The organism is Pseudomonas sp. PvP025 (genome assembly GCF_017832155.1).
Classification (GTDB): Bacteria; Pseudomonadota; Gammaproteobacteria; order Pseudomonadales; family Pseudomonadaceae; genus Aquipseudomonas.
The window spans coordinates 1,545,989-1,562,509 of the sequence record NZ_JAFIBJ010000001.1; the positions used below are offsets into that span (position 1 = coordinate 1,545,989).

At 62.2% G+C, this 16,521-nt stretch carries 10 protein-coding genes; 8 read left to right on the forward strand and 2 right to left on the reverse strand.

The genetic code is table 11. The annotated features are described in order from the left end of the window. Positions 1-89: 89 nt before the first annotated feature. Positions 90-2,228 carry a methyl-accepting chemotaxis protein gene (locus JOE32_RS06265; protein ID WP_209982399.1) on the forward strand — a complete coding sequence of 713 codons (2,139 nt, stop codon included), beginning with the start codon at positions 90-92 and terminating at the stop codon, positions 2,226-2,228. Positions 2,229-2,502: 274 nt separating this feature from the next. Here the strand turns inward: JOE32_RS06265 and JOE32_RS06270 are convergent, their stop codons facing one another. Then, positions 2,503-3,471 (reverse strand): helix-turn-helix domain-containing protein, encoded by a 969-nt coding sequence (locus tag JOE32_RS06270; protein ID WP_209990378.1) that lies wholly within the window; start codon positions 3,469-3,471, stop codon positions 2,503-2,505. Positions 3,472-3,680: 209 nt separating this feature from the next. Between JOE32_RS06270 and JOE32_RS06275 the strand changes: the two genes are divergently transcribed. From JOE32_RS06275 to JOE32_RS06295, 5 genes are all read left to right on the forward strand, one after another. After that, positions 3,681-5,057, forward strand: coding sequence for an aspartate aminotransferase family protein (locus JOE32_RS06275; RefSeq protein WP_209982401.1), 1,377 nt, complete (start codon positions 3,681-3,683; stop codon positions 5,055-5,057). A gap of 409 nt (positions 5,058-5,466) precedes the next feature. Next, complete coding sequence (locus JOE32_RS06280; RefSeq protein WP_209982403.1) at positions 5,467-6,921, forward strand: aldehyde dehydrogenase family protein; 1,455 nt, start codon at positions 5,467-5,469, stop codon at positions 6,919-6,921. Positions 6,922-6,951: 30 nt separating this feature from the next. Continuing rightward, complete coding sequence (locus JOE32_RS06285; protein ID WP_209982405.1) at positions 6,952-7,506, forward strand: cytochrome b; 555 nt, start codon at positions 6,952-6,954, stop codon at positions 7,504-7,506. Positions 7,507-8,012: 506 nt separating this feature from the next. Further along, positions 8,013-8,393: a DUF2946 family protein gene (locus tag JOE32_RS06290; protein ID WP_209982408.1), complete on the forward strand. Its 381-nt coding sequence runs from the start codon at positions 8,013-8,015 to the stop codon at positions 8,391-8,393. Between the two features lie 144 nt (positions 8,394-8,537). Then, positions 8,538-10,544 carry a TonB-dependent receptor gene (locus JOE32_RS06295; protein ID WP_209990381.1) on the forward strand — a complete coding sequence of 669 codons (2,007 nt, stop codon included), beginning with the start codon at positions 8,538-8,540 and terminating at the stop codon, positions 10,542-10,544. 193 nt (positions 10,545-10,737) lie between these two features. On the opposite strand, the gene JOE32_RS06300 is transcribed toward JOE32_RS06295, so the two are convergent. Next, positions 10,738-11,562 carry a N(5)-hydroxyornithine transformylase PvdF gene (locus tag JOE32_RS06300; protein ID WP_209982410.1) on the reverse strand — a complete coding sequence of 275 codons (825 nt, stop codon included), beginning with the start codon at positions 11,560-11,562 and terminating at the stop codon, positions 10,738-10,740. Between the two features lie 202 nt (positions 11,563-11,764). Between JOE32_RS06300 and JOE32_RS06305 the strand changes: the two genes are divergently transcribed. Continuing rightward, entirely contained in the window at positions 11,765-13,417 is a 1,653-nt protein-coding gene (locus tag JOE32_RS06305) for a cyclic peptide export ABC transporter (protein ID WP_209982412.1), read from the forward strand. A 110-nt stretch (positions 13,418-13,527) separates the two neighbouring features. After that, positions 13,528-15,960 carry a TonB-dependent siderophore receptor gene (locus JOE32_RS06310; RefSeq protein ID WP_209982414.1) on the forward strand — a complete coding sequence of 811 codons (2,433 nt, stop codon included), beginning with the start codon at positions 13,528-13,530 and terminating at the stop codon, positions 15,958-15,960. Positions 15,961-16,521 lie beyond the last annotated feature (561 nt).

A 16,521-nucleotide genomic window follows, 5' to 3' on the forward strand; every position in this document is an offset into this window, starting at 1 on the left:
GGCCGATGTAATGACATACCCAATAAGAAGTCAGTGGCCCAGGCCAACTGATAACCCACTGGCACGCTGTTCACTTGCGAGATCATCCCATGCTCGACGCGCTCTCCATCCGCATGAAAATCATCCTGCTGTCCGGCCTGTGCCTGCTGGGCGTGATCGGCCTGATCGTCGGCATGAACCTCTACCAGAGCAGCCAGAACAACCGCTTGATCAGCACCTCCAGCGGCAGGATGCTGACCGACAGCGGTGAAAACCTGCTGCAGGCCAAGGCCGCCGAGCAGGCAAGCAACCTGCAGCGGGCCTTCGGCAACAGCCTGCTGCTGATCACCGGCCTCGCCGACCAGACGACCCATTTGCGCAGCATGGCGATGCAGCGCGGGTTGCCGGCCGCAGCCTTGCGTGAGGAGCTGAACCGCAGCCTCAACACCACCTTCGAGCACACCCCCCAGGTGCTGGGGCTGTGGCTGGTGTTCGAGCCGAATGCGCTGGGGGGCGAGGACAGCGAGTTCGTCAACGACGCCGCGCGCGCCTCCAACGAAACCGGACGCTTCGCCAGCGCGTGGAACCGCGGTGCCGGCCCGGCGGTAAACATCCTGATTCCCGAAACCGACCTGCAGAAAACCGAGCTGAGCATCAGTGGCGCCCCCTATAACAGTTGGTACACCTGCCCCCGCGACACGCGGCGCACCTGCCTGATGGCGCCCTACGCCGACACCCAGGCCGGCCAGGTGCAACTGATGACTACTCTGTCGATGCCGTTGATGGCCGACGGCAAGGTCATCGGCACCCTCGGCGTGGACCTTGCCCTCGGCGCGCTGCAAGCGGCCGCCGGCGAGGCCCAGCGCACGCTGTTCAACGGTGCGGGCAGCATGCTGATTGTCTCCGACAGCGGCGTGCTCGCCGCCTACAGCAAGGACGCTGGCCAGATCGGCAAACCAGTCACCGCCGCCCTGGGCGATGCGGGCAAGGCGCTGCTCGCGGCATTGGCGCAAAAACAACCGCAGGTGCTGGCCCAGGATGACTTGATCCGCGCGGTGTACCCGGTCGCGCCGATCCCGGACGCCGCGCCGTGGGGCGTGGTCATCGACCTGCCCAAACAGGTGTTGCTGGCCGACTCGGTGGCGCTGCAGGCGTTGCTCGACCAGACGCAGACCCGCGACACCCTCATCGCGTCGCTGGTGGCCATCGGCGCCGGGCTGCTGGGCCTGCTGCTGATCTGGCTCACCGCCTCCGGTGTGACGCGCCCGATCAACAGCGTCGCGCAGATGCTCAAGGCCATCGCCAGCGGCGACGGCGACCTGACCCAGCGCCTGGATTACCGCAAGAAAGACGAACTGGGCGAACTGGTGAGTTGGTTCAACCGCTTCCTCGACAAACTGCAACCGACCATCGCGCAGATCAAGCAAAGCATCACCGACGCGCGCGGCACCGCCGACCAGTCTTCCGACATCGCGCGGCAGACCAGCGAAGGCATGCAGGTGCAGTTTCGCGAGATCGACCAGTTGGCGACCGCGTCCAATGAGATGAGCGCCACCGCCCATGAAGTCGCCCACAGCGCGTCGAACGCGGCCCAGGCGGCACGCGGGGCTGACCAGGCGTCCAGGGACGGCATCACGCTGATCGAACGCAGCACCCGCGATATCACCGCCCTGGCCAGCGAGGTCAGCAAGGCCGTCACCGAGGTCGAAGCGCTGGCGGTCAACAGCGAGCAGATCGGCTCGGTGCTGGAGGTGATCCGCAGCATTGCCGAACAGACCAACCTGCTGGCCCTGAACGCCGCCATTGAAGCGGCACGCGCCGGGGAAAGCGGCCGTGGGTTTGCGGTGGTGGCCGATGAAGTGCGCAACCTGGCCAAACGTACCCAGGATTCGGTGGAGGAAATTCGCCTGGTGATCGAGCGCATCCAGAGCGGGACGCGGGGCGTGGTGACCACCATGCATGCCAGCCAGACGCTGGCCCAGGACAACGCCGGGCAGATCCATCAGGCCGTGCAGGCCCTGGGCAGGATCAGCGAAGCGGTGACGGTGATCAGTGACATGAACCTGCAGATCGCCAGCGCAGCGGAGGAACAGAGCGCGGTGGCCGAGGAGGTCAATCGTAACGTCGCGACCATTCGCGGCGTCACCGAGACCCTGACGGAACAGGCCGCCGAGTCAGCGCAGATCAGCAGCCAACTCAACGCCCGGGCCAATCAGCAGATGAAACTGATGGACCAGTTCCGCGTATAGCGACCGCTGTACCCATGAGGCATGGCTGTGGCGAGCGCGCTTGCCCTAATGCCGTTCAGTTAAGCGCAGATTCCCTGTGGCGAGCAGGCTTGTTGTGGCGAGCGGGCTTGCCCCGCGTTGGGCTGCGCAGCAGCCCTAAAGCCAGACGCTGAGCCGTATCAGGTACACCGCGTTTTGCTCGATTGGGGGCGCTTCGCACCCCAACGCGGGGCAAGCCCGCTCGCCACAACAAGCCCGCTCGCCACAGGAATGCTGCTGTCTGAAACGTTGGGTGTTAAATCAACACGCTATTTTGTGTTTGATGAGAGGCGGCACGTGAGGTGTGCGACGGCAGCTCGGCGAACAACGCGTGATATTCAGCGGCGAAATGGCTGAGGTGGTAGAACCCCCATTGCGCCGCCGCATCGCCAATGGAGAGCTGCGCGGCGGGCGTGGACATCAGGGTGCGGCGCACGCCGTTGAGCCTGATGGACCGCAAGTAATTCAGCGGCGTGGTCTCGGCCACCGCGCGAAAGCTGTTCTGCACGGTGCGCCGGCTCACCTGCAGGCGTTCGCACAGGTCGGTGACGCTGGGCACGTCGAACTGCCCGGTGGTCGCCAGGCGATGGCATTTCTCGACGATAAAACTGCGCGTGGAGCTGGGCGAGCGCTGTTGCTTGTCGCAGGACGGATCGCTCATCAGTTGCACCAGCTCGTCGAGCAGGGCCTGCTCCAGCAGGCGCGCGTGCGAATCGCGCAGCTCGCCGGCCATGGCCTGGGCGAACAGCGCGAGCAATCGGCGCCGCGCGTCGGCGAAGCGCTGGGGGGAAACCCTGATCACCGGCTGACGCAGTAACAGATTGAGGTCACTGGCCGACGCCGTGTGCGCCAGCGCCTGCTCGAACAACTCGCGCTCGAAGGTGATGGACAGCAATTGCATGCCCATCGGCATATGGAACATGAACTCCTCGCCGCCGTGCAGGAAGAACAGGCTGCTGTCGTCGACCTCCCGCCCCTGCATCCGCACCGATCCCGGCACATTGATCGGCACCGCAAAGCACATCTTGTTGCGTGGCGCCACGCCGTGCTGCACCACGCGCTGGTTGATCTGCTCGAGGAAAACGTGGCACCCGGTGGTGGTCAACTGCATCAGCGAACTCTCGGCCGAACCGGCGGTGAGCTGGCTGTAGTCCTGGTGCCACTGCTGAATGTTGGCCGCGTGCACGTGCACATCGTGAAACTGGCTGACGCTTTGATTTCTCATCATGCGCGATATTCTCCGCAATTTTTTTATTTTAAAGCCAGCTTCGTGCCAGATAGTCTCACAAAGATCAAATATTGCAATATTTCAACATTATTTCGGGCTCACAAAAAACCGCTGCGCGGCGCGCCGATGTGCCGATTCGGGATACCCGCCCCGGGCAGGTCACGCCGATGATCGGTACACCTGAATAGACCTGCCAGAGACCCATCATGAGTGAAGCCCAGCTTGAAGCCCTCCACTTCTCCGATGCACCGCGCATCATTTCCGGCGCCCTGCCCGGCCCCAAAACCTGCGAGGCCCTGGCGTTGTCGGCGCGCACCGAGTCCATGGCGCGCGGCGGCGGACGCATGCCGATCGCCATGGACCGTGCTTTTGGCGCCACCTTCAAGGACCCGGACGGCAACACCTATATCGACCTCTCCGCCGGCGTCGGCGTGAGCAGCGTCGGCCGTTGCCACCCCAAAGTGGTGCAGGCGATCCGCGATCAATCCGAAGTGCTGATGCACGCCCTGGAAATCAACAGCACCCGGCGCACCGAACTGGCGGCCAAACTCTCCGAGATTGCGCCGGACGGTTTGCGTGGCGACTGCATCACCTTCTTCACCCAGAGCGGCAGCGATGCGCTGGAAGCAGCGATCAAGTTCGCCAAGCGCATTACCGGGCGCCACCAGATCATCGCCTTCCACGGCGGTTACCACGGCGTGTGGAACGCCTCGGGCTCGCTCACCACCGGCACCGCCTACCGCAAGGGCTTCGGCGCGCAGATGGGCGGTGTGATTCATGCGCCCTACCCCTACGCCTATCGCTTCCCGTTCGACACCACGCACAAGAGCGCCGAACAGATCGCCGGCGAGTACGTTGATTACTTGCTGAACACGCCCTACACCGCCGCCGATGACGTGGCGGCGGTGATCGTCGAGCCGGTGCAGGGCGAAGGCGGCTACGTGCCGCCGTCGCCGGAGTTCTTGCAGATTCTGCGCCAGGCGTGCGACCGCAGCGGCACGCTGTTGATCGTCGACGAGGTGCAGTCCGGCGCGGGGCGCACCGGCAAGATGTGGGCAGTGGAGCACTCGGGGGTCAAGCCCGACATGCTCACCTTTGGCAAGGGCATCGGCAGCGACCTGCCGATGGCGGGGTTGATCATGCGTTCGGATCTGGCGGCGCAGATTCCCGATGGGTCGATGCCCAATACCTTCGCGGCAAACTCGCTGTCGGCGGCGGTGGCGCTGACCAATATCGCGATTCTGCAGGACCCGGAGCTGGATCTGCTGGGGCGCGCGCATACGCTGGGGCTGGAGGCGCAGGAGTATATCCGTGGGTTTGGCAGCCGGTTTGTGGGTGAGGTGCGTGGGCGTGGGCTGATGATCGGGATTGAGTTGGTGGAGGATCCGCTGACCAGGGCGCCGCTGGCGCCGCAGAAGATTGGGGCGTTGATGGGGTTTCTGATGAGCCATGGGGTGTTGATGATTCCTTGTGGGCGGTACGGGAATGTGATGCGGGTGATGCCTTCGTTGACGATTACGCGGGGGTTGTTTTTCAGGGCCTTGGATGTGTTTCGGGAGGCTCTGGGGTCGCTTGAGGAGTGAGGCTTTGGACGTGACGCGGGTTTGAGATGTGGGAGCTTGCTTGCCTGCGATAGCGGTTTGACTGGGTACATATCCGGTGCTGGGGTGACGGCTTGGATGGGTTCCGCCCTTACGGCGGGTCACTTTTGGAAAGAGCCCAAAAGTAACCAAAAGGCTCTTGCCCCACCACTCGGCACCTCGCTCAGGCTCGGTGTGCCCGCACGCAGGCTTGAATCCGTGGGCCGCCGCAATGGGCCATCCATGGCCCAGTGCGGCTAACCCGGCGTCCTGCCGGGTTACCCACGAATTCAAGCCTGCGTGCGGCCAGCGTGGTTGACGGGGCGCTTGAGATCAAAGTCAAAAGCAGATCAAAAGCAGATCAAGAGCGGATCAAAAGCAGATCAAAAACGAATTATTTATGGAGGCTGGTATGGGTCAGCGTTTGAATCACTTTATTGATGGCGTGGCCTCTGAGGCTTCGGAGGGTGGGCGGGTTGAGCTGGTCAATCCGGTGACGGAGCAGGTGTATGGCAGTTTTGCGCGGGGTACGGTCGAGGATGTGGATCGGGCGGTGAACGCGGCGTTTGAGCAGCTTGAGCGTGGCGAGTGGAGTCGGTTTGATGGGGCGCAGCGCGCTCGGGTGTTGTTGAAGCTGGCTGATCTGGTGGAGCGCGACAGTGAGTTGCTGGCGGATATGGACGCCGATGCTATCGGGCGTTCGCCGCTGGAGCCGCGTCGGATGGATTTGCCCAATGTGCTTGCCAATCTGCGCGCGGCAGCGGGTTGGGCCAATCAGTTGGAGGGGCGGACCATTCCCAGTGGCGGGTATTTCGGCACCAGAACCCTGTCGTACACCGTGCGTGAGCCGGTGGGTGTGGTCGGGGCCATTGTGCCGTGGAATTCGCCGCTGATGATCACCGTGTGGAAGCTCGCGGCGTTACTGGCCGCAGGCTGCACGGTGGTGATCAAGCCCTCGGAAGAGACGCCGCAGTCGGCCCTGCACCTGGCGGCGCTGGCGCAGGAAGCGGGTTTTCCGGACGGGGTGATCAATGTGGTCACCGGCTACGGCAATGAGGTGGGTCGGGCGCTGTGTGAGCATCCGCACATCGCCAAGATCAGCTTCACCGGCAGCCCCGAAGCCGGGCGTGAGATCCAGCGCACCGCCGGGGTGCTGTTCAAGCATGTCGCCCTGGAACTGGGCGGCAAGAGCCCGCAGATCGTGTTTGACGATGCTTCCTTCGAGGACGCGCTGCGCGGCTGCAGCCTTGGCCTGTTCGCCAATCAGGGCCAGATTTGTGCGGCCGGGTCGCGCATTCTGGTGCAGCGCGGCATCGCCGATCGTTTCGCTGCGGCGCTTGCCGAGGCGGCGCGCGCAGTCAAGGTGGGCGACCCGCGTCAGCCCGGTGTGCAGATGGGGCCGGTCGCGAAGAAAGCGCAATGGGAGCGGGTCAATCGCTATATCCAGCTGGGCATCGACGAAGGCGCCACCCTGCTCGCCGGCGGTGTGTCGAGCCCGGAACAGGGCTGGTTCGTACGCCCGACCATTTTTGCCGACGCACGCAATGACATGGCGATTGCCCGCGACGAAATCTTCGGCCCGGTGGGCACACTCATCCCGTTCGACAACGAAGCGGATGCCGTCGCCCTGGCCAACGACTCCGCCTACGGCCTGGCGGCCACCGTGTGGACCGCCGACCTGGTGCGCGCCCATCGCGTGGCCGCAGCGGTGAAGGCCGGTGCGGTGGGCATCAACTGCTGGAGTCCGCTGGATGCCAACCTGCCCTGGGGCGGCGTCAAGACCAGCGGCATCGGCCGTGAAGGCGGGTTTGGCGGCGCGCTGGCCTATACCGAAGAGAAGGTCATCACGGTGTTGCTACCCCATTGAGCGCAGCCCTTTATCCATGGAGAGATGTCGATGAACACCGAAACGATTGACCGATATCCAACCTCTTTGCGCATGCTGCACTGGGTGCGCGCGGTGCTGATCGCCGGGCTGCTGTGGGCGGGCTGGCATATGACCGGGCTGGCCGATGAAGTGGCAAGCAAATATGAGCTGTATTACCCGTGGCACAAATCCTTCGGGGTGCTGGCGTTCATGCTGGTGCTGGTGCAGATCGTGTTGCGTTGGCGAACGCCGGTGCTGCCGTCACCGCCAGCGACGCTGGCGGCCCATGAGCGGTTTTTGTCACGGCTGGTGCAGCGCGCGATGTATGTGCTGATCGTGGTGGTGCCGTTGATGGGTTACTCGATGTCGAGCACTTACACGATGAGCGATGGGGTGTTTTTTTTCGGGGTGAATCTGCCGGAGTTGCTGGCGAAGAATGATGAGTGGTTTGTGGTGTTTCAGTGGTTGCACAAGGTGTGTGCCTATACGTTGCTTGGGTTGATTGTGGTGCATGTTCTGGGGGCGCTTAAGCATCGGTTTTTTGATAGGGATCCGCGTAATGATGTGTTGCGTCGGATGCTCTGAGGGGTTGTTGGGGGATGCGGCCAAATGTGGGAGGGGGCTTGCTCCCGATGGCGGTCTGACTGGGTATATATTATCCGTTGCTGCGGTAACGGCTGATTACGGTTCCGCCCTTACGGCGGGTCACTTTTGGAAAAGAGCCCCAAAAGTAACCAAAAGGGCTCTTGCCCCACCACTCGGCACCTCGCTCAGGCTCGGTGTGCCCGCACGCAGGCTTGAATCCGTGGGCCGCCGCGATGGGCCATCCTTGGCCCAGCGCGGCTAACCCGGCGTCCTGCCGGGTTACCCACGGATTCAAGCCTGCGTTCGGCCAGCGTGGTTGACGGGGCGCCTGAGATCAAGATCAACAGCCAGATCAACAGCCAGATCAAAAGCAGATCAAAAGCAGATCAAAAGCAGATCAAAAACGGAGCGGTGCTTCTGGCTGCGGCGAAATGGCGCATGCCTTGCGCTTTCACTTGGGCGGTTAACTGCGGCTAAATAGCGGCCCCTTTGTGTCGACTGCCTTGATGCCCATGTTTTCACGCATCAGTCCCTGGATTGCCTGCCTGGCCTTGCTGCTGAATATGCTGGCCATGCCGCTCAGCCGTACCATGCAGGCGCCGGATAGCGGGTTGATGCTGTGGGGTGGGTTCTGTTCGTCGCAGGCTCTGCCGCCGGGCTTTGACAAGCTGGTCGTGCCGTTGAAGTCGGCGCCTGCGTCCGGTGAGATGAAGCACGGTGACTGTTGCTGCGGGCATGCCGGTCTGGCGGCGTTGCCGTCCAGTCATTACCGCCATTTTCTGCCGCGTTATGCACCGGACAGTGTCCTTGATGATCCGCTGCTGCCTGCGCTGCATCCCAGGATTCGCTGGCCGAGCCTGAGTCCGCGCGCCTCCCCTGTGACCTGATTGCCCGATCTTCATGTTTCAGCCGCGCGATTGCGTGGCTGAACGTCCTTGACGTTTTTCAGGTTTCAGGAAGCGTGCCTTATGCCTGCTCCATTTACTCTGCCGCGCGCAAAGCGTGTGGCTGTGCCCTGCTCACTCTGGCCGATGCTCTCGGTGAGCCTGCTTGCCTTTTCTTCATTGGCCTCGGCGGACGAAAGCGCTGCCCTCACCCTTGGCGCTGTCGCGATCCAGGGCACCAGCGGTGAAAGTGGCCCGCTCGGCACGCGCGGCGTGCCCGGTTCGGTGGACATCCTCGGCGCCGATGTCGTGGAGAAAATGCCGGTCAACTACAGCTGGGAGCTGTTCAGCCGAGCGCCGGGGGTGATGCTTACCGAGTTCAACCAGGGCACCACCTCCGGCAAGATTTCGTTTCGCGGTTTCAACGGCGAAGGTGAAGTGAACGCGGTCAAGCTGCTGATCGACGGCATCCCCAGTAACAGCAACGACGGCAACATGCCCTTCATGGACATGATTTTCCCGCTGGAACTGGACAGCATCGAAGTGGTGCGCGGCACCAGCGATGCCCGTTACGGCCTGAACAACATCGCCGGTAACGTGAACATGCTCACCCGCACCGGCGGCGACTACACCCGTGCGCGCATCCGTTACGGCAGCGATGACACCCGTGAAACCCAGTTCGCCAAAGGCATCGAGAGCAGCAACTGGACGCAGAATTACTTTTTCGCCTACCAGAAAGCGGACGGCTATCGCGATCACGCCGAGGCGGACAAAGTCTCGCTGTCCGGCAAGTGGTTCTATACCCCGGACGACAATCGCTACCGCATCGGCCTGATCGCCCGCCATTACGAAACCGAGGCCGAGGAACCCGGTTATCTGAGTGCCGACGATGCGCACCAGCATCCCCGCATGAGCAATGTCTACAACGCCAGCGACAAAGGCACGCGGCGCATGAATCAGCTCAGCCTGCACCTTGATACCGAGCTGGCCGAGACGCTTTCGTGGTCGGCGAAAACCTACCTCAATACCTTCGATGATCGACGCTGGACCCAGTACTGGCGCACCAGCGCCCAGCAGGAACGTGACGCGTACGAAACCCAGTACGGCGCTCTCACTTCCCTGACCTGGCGCCCCGTCGTCAGCGGGCTGTACCACTTCGCCCTGGAAGGCGGCACGGATATCCAGCGTCAGCAGAACACCAGCGAGCGCTACCGCACCCTGGACCGCGCGCGCCAGGCGCAGACCCGGGATCAGCAGTTCGACTTCAACACCGTCGGTGCGTACGTGCAGGCCGAGATTCAACCGTTCGAATCGCTGAAGATCATCCCCGCGTACCGCGTCGACCGGATCCAGGGTGACTTCACCAATGCAATGACCGGCACGGACTACGCCATCAACGACTACGGGCTGATCAAGCAACCCAAGCTCAGCGTGGTGTATTCGCCCTGGAACGTGGCCAGCGTCTACGCCAATTGGGGCCGCACCTTCCAGGTGGGCACCGGGGCAGCCGCCTACAAGATCCCGCCGCGTGACACCGACCTTGCGCCCTCGATCAACGAGGGCTGGGAAACCGGTATCACGTTCACCCCTGCCGACTGGGTCGATGGGCGCATTGCCTACTGGCAACAGGAGGCCAGCGGCGAAGTCAGCCGCCGGCTCAACGACCCCAGCGGCGAGTCGGACAATGTCGGCCAGACCCGCCGCTGGGGCTACGACGCGCAGCTCAACCTGCACCCGAACGCGCGCACCGAGATCTGGCTGGCCTACGCCTGGCAGTACTCGAAAATCCTCCAGCCCAGCGCGACCCTACCGGGCAGCAAAGGCCGCGAGATCGACCACATCCCCCATCATTTGTACAACGCCGGCATTCGTTACCAGGCCACACCGGCCCTGCAACTCAGCGCGTGGATGAATGGGCAGACTCACTACTATCTGGAGCGGGAGAACACCCAGGGCACTTACGGCGGTTATGTGTTGATGAACCTTGGTGCCGTTTACCGGGTGACGGAGTCGGTCAGTGTTGATCTGCAGTTGAAGAACCTCACTAACCGTTACTACGAATATGCGTGGTATGACCCGGATGGGGCCAGGGCATCGCTGCATTCGCCGGGGGATGGGCGGACGCTGATGAGTGGGGTGACGTTGGACTTTTAGGGTTTGGTGTACCTCTGCGTTATTTCCATCAAAAGCAGACTGTGTTCTATCTGATCCATGGAGATCCAAATGTGGGAGGGGGCTTGCTCCCGATAGCGTTGTGTCAGCTACCAATAAGCTGACTGACACTCAGCCATCGGGAGCAAGCCCCCTCCCACATTTTTATAGCGTTCGGCAAAAAAATCGGTCGATTTTAAGCTCGAGCAAGCAACTCCAACCCCTCCTGCAACGCCGGAAACAAACTGTTATTAAAGTTGTTCCACCGCAGCTCAAGGATAGTGTCCTCAGGCGAAATCTGCGTCTTGAGCACGTCATGCAACACCTCCCCCGAGTCGATCCCGTTGTCCACGTAATGAAACGACGCCCCGGTGAGATAAAGCGGTTCACACGGCCTGGTTTCCCGGGTGGTCCAGTCCACCACCGCCTCGCCGCGCGCACCATACAGCGCATTCCAGGTCGCATAGGCCCCCCGACGCTCATACGGCGATTCAATACGGGTGATGCCCGGATGAATATTCATGATCCGCCGCGCAAACGGCGCGCCCGGACGCACCAGTTCATCGAGGATCACCAGCAGACCATCGAGCACCACGATATCGGCTTTCAATTCCACCAGCGTGTCATGCAGGCGACGCTCGAAGTCCTGCTTGCCGGCAATGTGTTCGGCGCTGCCCCGGGGTAAACGGCGGTAGGTGGACGGTACACTCAGCAGCAGGTCGTTGACCCGCTTGCCCTGCACCCGCAGGTCCGCCGGGTACAACCACTGGCGGCCCGGCTCGCAGGCAAAGCCGTAATCGGCAACCAGCGCCTGATCCCGCGGGTTGTGTTCGTCATCGTCATACACCACGCCCACCAGGTCATAAGCCTGGCCCAGCGGTGTGTCGTTGAGCGCCCCCACCAGAAATTCCAGCACCGACGTCATGTAGCGCTCGTGGTCCTTGTAGGCCACCGGCTGCCCGGCCTTGTCGGCGGCGGCATTGCGCAGGGACCACACATACACCAGGTTTTTCTTTGTCATGTTTTCGCTCTCGCTGAAGGAACCGCGCACGGCGTCGCTACGCGTGCGCCTGCAGAACAAGAACGAACCAGCGTGCGGGCAATTTATCCGCTGCGGCCCACCCCCCGGCACACCGGGCTAAATAGTCGCCCCGGCGCTTCGTTTGTCATGGGTAAGGGTCTGTGTGCCCAGCCCCCTCTTTTTGACTTTCCGGGAAGTATTTATGACCGATGCCAAACGCGGCGCCTTCAACGGCTTGCTCGCACTGATCAGGCCCTTTCGCACCATCGTGACGGTGTCCGTTGCGCTGGGCATGGTCGGCGGCCTCGCCATCACCCTGCTGCTGGCCACCATCAACAATGCCCTGCATTCGCCCGACGGCATGACCCAGGGCGTGGTCATGACCTTTGCCGCGCTGTGCGTGGTGGCACTGGTCAGCTCGATCATTTCCGACATCGGCACCAACTATGTGGGCCAACGCATCATCGCGGCGCTGCGCAAGGACCTGGGCGAGAAAGTCCTGTCAGCGCCCATCGGCCAGATCGAGCGCTACCGCTCGCACCGCCTGATCCCGGTGCTGACCCACGACGTCGACACCATCAGCGATTTCTCCTTCGCGTTCACCCCGCTGGCCATCGCCGCCACGGTCACCCTCGGCTGCCTGGGCTACCTGGCGTACCTGTCGGTGCCGATGTTCCTGATGATGGTGGTGGCGATTATCATCGGCAGCACCGTGCAATTCATTGCCGGCGGCAAGGGCATCCAGGGCTTTGACCTGGCTCGCGGGCATGAGGATGAGTTGCAGCGTTACTACAACGCCATCGCCTCGGGCGCCAAGGAACTGCGCATGCACCGTCCACGGCGCTACCGCATGAACACCCACCGCATCCAGGAAACCGCCGACCTGATCAGCGATATCCAGGTGCGGTCGGTGAATATCTACATTCTCGCCAAGACCTTCGGTTCGATGCTGTTCTTCGTGGTCATCGGCCTGGCCCTGGCGATGCAGGCGTACCGGCCCAACCCGGATCCAACCGTGATTACCGGTTTCGTGCTGGTGCTGCTGTACATGAAAGGCCCGCTGGAGCATTTGCTGGGCTACCTGCCGGTGGTGGGCAAGGCGAAGATTGCGTTCGGCCGTATCAGCGAGCTGTCGGAACGTTTCTCGTCGCCGGAGCCGCACCTGCTGATGGACGACAGCGAAGCACCGAAATCGCTGGTCCACAGCCTCGAACTCAAGGGCGTGAGCTACAGCCCGCCGGCGGTCGAAGGCAGCGAGCCGTTCCACCTGGGCCCGATCGACTTGAGCATCAAGCAAGGCGACATCGTATTCATCGTCGGCGAAAACGGCAGCGGCAAGACCACCCTGATCAAACTGCTGCTGGGCCTGTACCCGCCCCAGGCCGGCGAAATCCGCCTCAATGGCGAAGCGGTGACCGCCACCGAACGCGACGATTATCGACAGTTGTTCACCACGGTGTTCTCCGACTACTACCTGTTCGACGACCTGGTGCAGGGCAGCGCCACCCAGTCGCTGGACAGCGCCAGCAAGTACCTGGAGCGCCTGGAAATCGCGCACAAGGTGAGCGTCAAGGACGGCGTATTCAGCACCACCGACCTCTCCACCGGCCAACGCAAACGCCTGGCGCTGGTGAACGCCTGGCTCGAAGAGCGTCCGGTGCTGGTGTTCGACGAATGGGCCGCCGACCAGGACCCGGCCTTTCGCCGCATCTTCTACACCGAGCTGCTGCCGGACCTCAAACGCCTGGGCAAAACCATCATCGTGATCAGCCACGACGACCGCTATTTCGACATCGCCGACCAGCTGGTGCGCCTGCGCGCTGGCCAGGTGGTGCACGAGATGGAACCGGCGTGAATTTTATTTTCCGGTTTCCCCAGGTAGGAACGTCTCACTAGTGGTAATGAGAATTGACCTCAATAAACACTTAGAATTGCCCACTTAAAAACATAGAAGAGAAAGCATCCATGCCAGCACGTCTCGGTCTCAGCCCCCTGAGCAAAGCGCTATCCATGCGCCGGGCCCTGAACATCAACCTTCTTCCGAGTGCCCTTCTGCTTGCGGTATCGCTGCCGATTGCAGGCTATGTACAGGCCCAGGAGGTCGAGTTGAATATTCCTGCACAGCCGCTGGGGAGCGCGTTGCAGGAATTCGGCCGGCAGACCAATGTGCAGGTGTTGTATAGCCCGGGGGATGTGCAGGGCAAGAACAGTAACGCGGTCAAAGGCAAGCTGGACCCGCAACTGGCAATTGGCACCCTGCTGGCAGGCACCTCGACCCGCCACAGCCTCAGCGGCAATTCGCTGACCGTCACCGCCGCGGGGGCCGCGACCGGTCTGGAGCTGAGCCCCACCCAGGTCACCGGCAACATGCTCGGCAACGTCACCGAAAACACCGGCTCCTATACGCCGGGCTCCATCGCGACCTCAACACGCCTGGTCCTGACGCCAAAGGAAACACCGCAGTCGGTAACCGTCGTCACCCGTCAACACATGGATGACTTCGGCCTGAACAACGTGGATGACGTGATGCGCCACACGCCGGGCATTACCGTTTCCGCCTTCGATACCGAGCGCAGCAACTACTACGCCCGGGGTTTCTCCATCAATAACTTCCAGTACGACGGGATTCCGTCCACCTCGCGCAACGTTGCCTACTCGGCAGGTAACACCCTGAGCGACATGGCGATCTACGACCGGGTCGAAGTGCTCAAGGGCGCCACCGGCCTGCTGACCGGTGCAGGTTCGCTGGGTGCAACCATCAACCTGGTGCGTAAAAAACCCACCGCCGACTTCCAGGGCCACGCCTCCCTGGGCGCCGGTTCCTGGGACAACTACCGCAGCGAGCTGGACGTCAGCGGGCCGCTGACCGAAACCGGCAATGTGCGTGGACGCGCCGTCGCCGCCTACCAGGACAAGCACTCGTTCATGGACCGCTATGAACGCAAGAGCCCGACCTACTACGGCATCATGGAGTTCGACCTGTCGCCCGATACCATGCTGACGGTCGGCGGCGACTATCAGGACAGCCTGCCCAAAGGCTCTTCGTGGTCGGGCAGCTTTCCGCTGATCGACGCCCAGGGCAATCGCAACAACGTGAAGCGCTCGTTCAACAACGCCGCCGACTGGAGCAGTTGGGAGCAGTACACCCGCACCGCCTTCGCCATGGTCGAGCACGACCTCGGTGGTGGCTGGGTCACCAAGCTGCAACTGGACCACAAGATCAACGGTTACCACGCGCTGATGGGTTCGATTCAGGGCGATACCCCGGCCCTGGACGGCACCTCGCAGCTCACCTCGGGCAAGTACACCGGTGAAACCGTCAGTGACTCGGGCGACCTGTACGTGAGCGGTCCATTCAGCCTGGGTGGCCGCGAGCATGAGCTGGTATTCGGAGGCTCCATCAGCGCCTCGGAGTGGAAGGGCAACGGCTACTGGAACCTTGCACCCAACCTGGTCGACTTCAACAACTGGCACGGTAACGCCCGCGAACCGGACTGGGGTCAGTCACAATCAAAAATCGACGACACCATACGCCAGACCGGCATGTACATGACCACCCGCCTGAACCTCGCCGACGACCTCAAGCTGTTGCTTGGCGGCCGCGTGGTCAACTACACGGTGACCGGCAATAACCCGACCTACCGGGAGTCGGGACGTTTTGTACCTTATGTCGGTGCGGTCTACGACCTAAACGATACCTACTCGGTCTACGCCAGCTATACCGATATTTTCATGCCGCAGGAAAGCTACAACCGCGACAGGAACGACAAACTGCTTGAGCCGGACGAAGGCCAGAACTGGGAGCTGGGCATCAAGGCAGACTTCCTGGATGGCCGTGTGAATGCCAGCGCCGCCTACTTCGAGATCCATGAAGACAACCGTTCCGTGTCGGACGACGACTACAACAACTTGAAGCCTACGCCGTCGAACTATGCGTTCAAGGGCACCCAGGCCGTGACCAAGGGTTACGAGCTGGAGATGTCCGGCGAAATCGCTCCGGGCTGGCAACTCCAGGGCGGTTATACCCACAAGATTGTGCGTGACGACAAGGACGTGAAAATTTCCACGTTCGAACCGGAAGATCAGGTCAGCCTCTACACCACGTACAAACTCAAGGGCAACCTGGACAAGTTGACCGTCGGCGGTGGCGCTCGCTGGCAGAGCGTTGGCTGGCAGGACATCTACAACAGCCCACGTGGCGGTTACGAGGAGTTCTCTCAGAAGGCTTACTGGCTGGTGGACGCGATGGCGCGTTATCAATTCACCAAAAACGTGTCGGCCACGTTGAACATCAACAACGTCTTCGACAAGTCCTACTACACCAACATCGGTTTCTATAACTCCGCCGCTTATGGCGAACCCCGTAACTTCATGCTCAGCACTCGCTGGGACTTCTAAGGCGCGTCAAATCACCGGATGACGGTGTGAATTAAAACGCCTCGGACCTTAAAGGCCCGGGGCGTTTTTGTGTGTGCCGCCACGCCCAACCTGCGACCTAGCGCTGTCACGCAGCAAACTGGAGCCTCTGTGGCGAGCGGGCTTGCCCCGCGTTGGGGTGCGAAGCGCCCCCAATCAAGCAAAACGCGGTGTACCTGATACGGCTCAGCGCCTGGCTTTGGGGCTGCTGCGCAGCCCAACTCAGGACAAGCCTGCTCGCCACAGGGGATCTGCACTTAACTGAACGGAGTTAGGGCGCGCCCTGCAACATCAGGCCGGAGCCTCTGTGGCGAGCGGGCTTGCCCCGCGTTGGGGTGCGAAGCGCCCCCAGTCGAGCAAAACGCGGTGTACCTGATACGGCTCAGCGCCTGGCTTTGGGGCTGCTGCGCAGCCCAACGCAGGACAAGCCTGCTCGCCACAGGGGATCTGCACTTAACTGAACGGAGTTAGGGCGCGCTGCAACATCAGGCCGGAGCCTCTGTGGCGAGCGGGCTTGCCCCGCGTTGGGGTGCGAAGCGCCCC

Bases quoted from the DNA above. Each gene is read 5' to 3' on its own strand.
- JOE32_RS06285 (WP_209982405.1), top strand. From the start codon at position 6,952: ATGAACACCGAAACGATTGACCGATATCCAACCTCTTTGCGCATGCTG.
- JOE32_RS06265 (WP_209982399.1), top strand. From the start codon at position 90: ATGCTCGACGCGCTCTCCATCCGCATGAAAATCATCCTGCTGTCCGGC.
- JOE32_RS06280 (WP_209982403.1), top strand. From the start codon at position 5,467: ATGGGTCAGCGTTTGAATCACTTTATTGATGGCGTGGCCTCTGAGGCT.
- JOE32_RS06305 (WP_209982412.1), top strand. From the start codon at position 11,765: ATGACCGATGCCAAACGCGGCGCCTTCAACGGCTTGCTCGCACTGATC.
- JOE32_RS06290 (WP_209982408.1), top strand. From the start codon at position 8,013: ATGCCCATGTTTTCACGCATCAGTCCCTGGATTGCCTGCCTGGCCTTG.
- JOE32_RS06295 (WP_209990381.1), top strand. From the start codon at position 8,538: ATGCTCTCGGTGAGCCTGCTTGCCTTTTCTTCATTGGCCTCGGCGGAC.
- JOE32_RS06310 (WP_209982414.1), top strand. From the start codon at position 13,528: ATGCCAGCACGTCTCGGTCTCAGCCCCCTGAGCAAAGCGCTATCCATG.
- JOE32_RS06300 (WP_209982410.1), bottom strand. From the start codon at position 11,562: ATGACAAAGAAAAACCTGGTGTATGTGTGGTCCCTGCGCAATGCCGCC.
- JOE32_RS06270 (WP_209990378.1), bottom strand. From the start codon at position 3,471: ATGAGAAATCAAAGCGTCAGCCAGTTTCACGATGTGCACGTGCACGCG.
- JOE32_RS06275 (WP_209982401.1), top strand. From the start codon at position 3,681: ATGAGTGAAGCCCAGCTTGAAGCCCTCCACTTCTCCGATGCACCGCGC.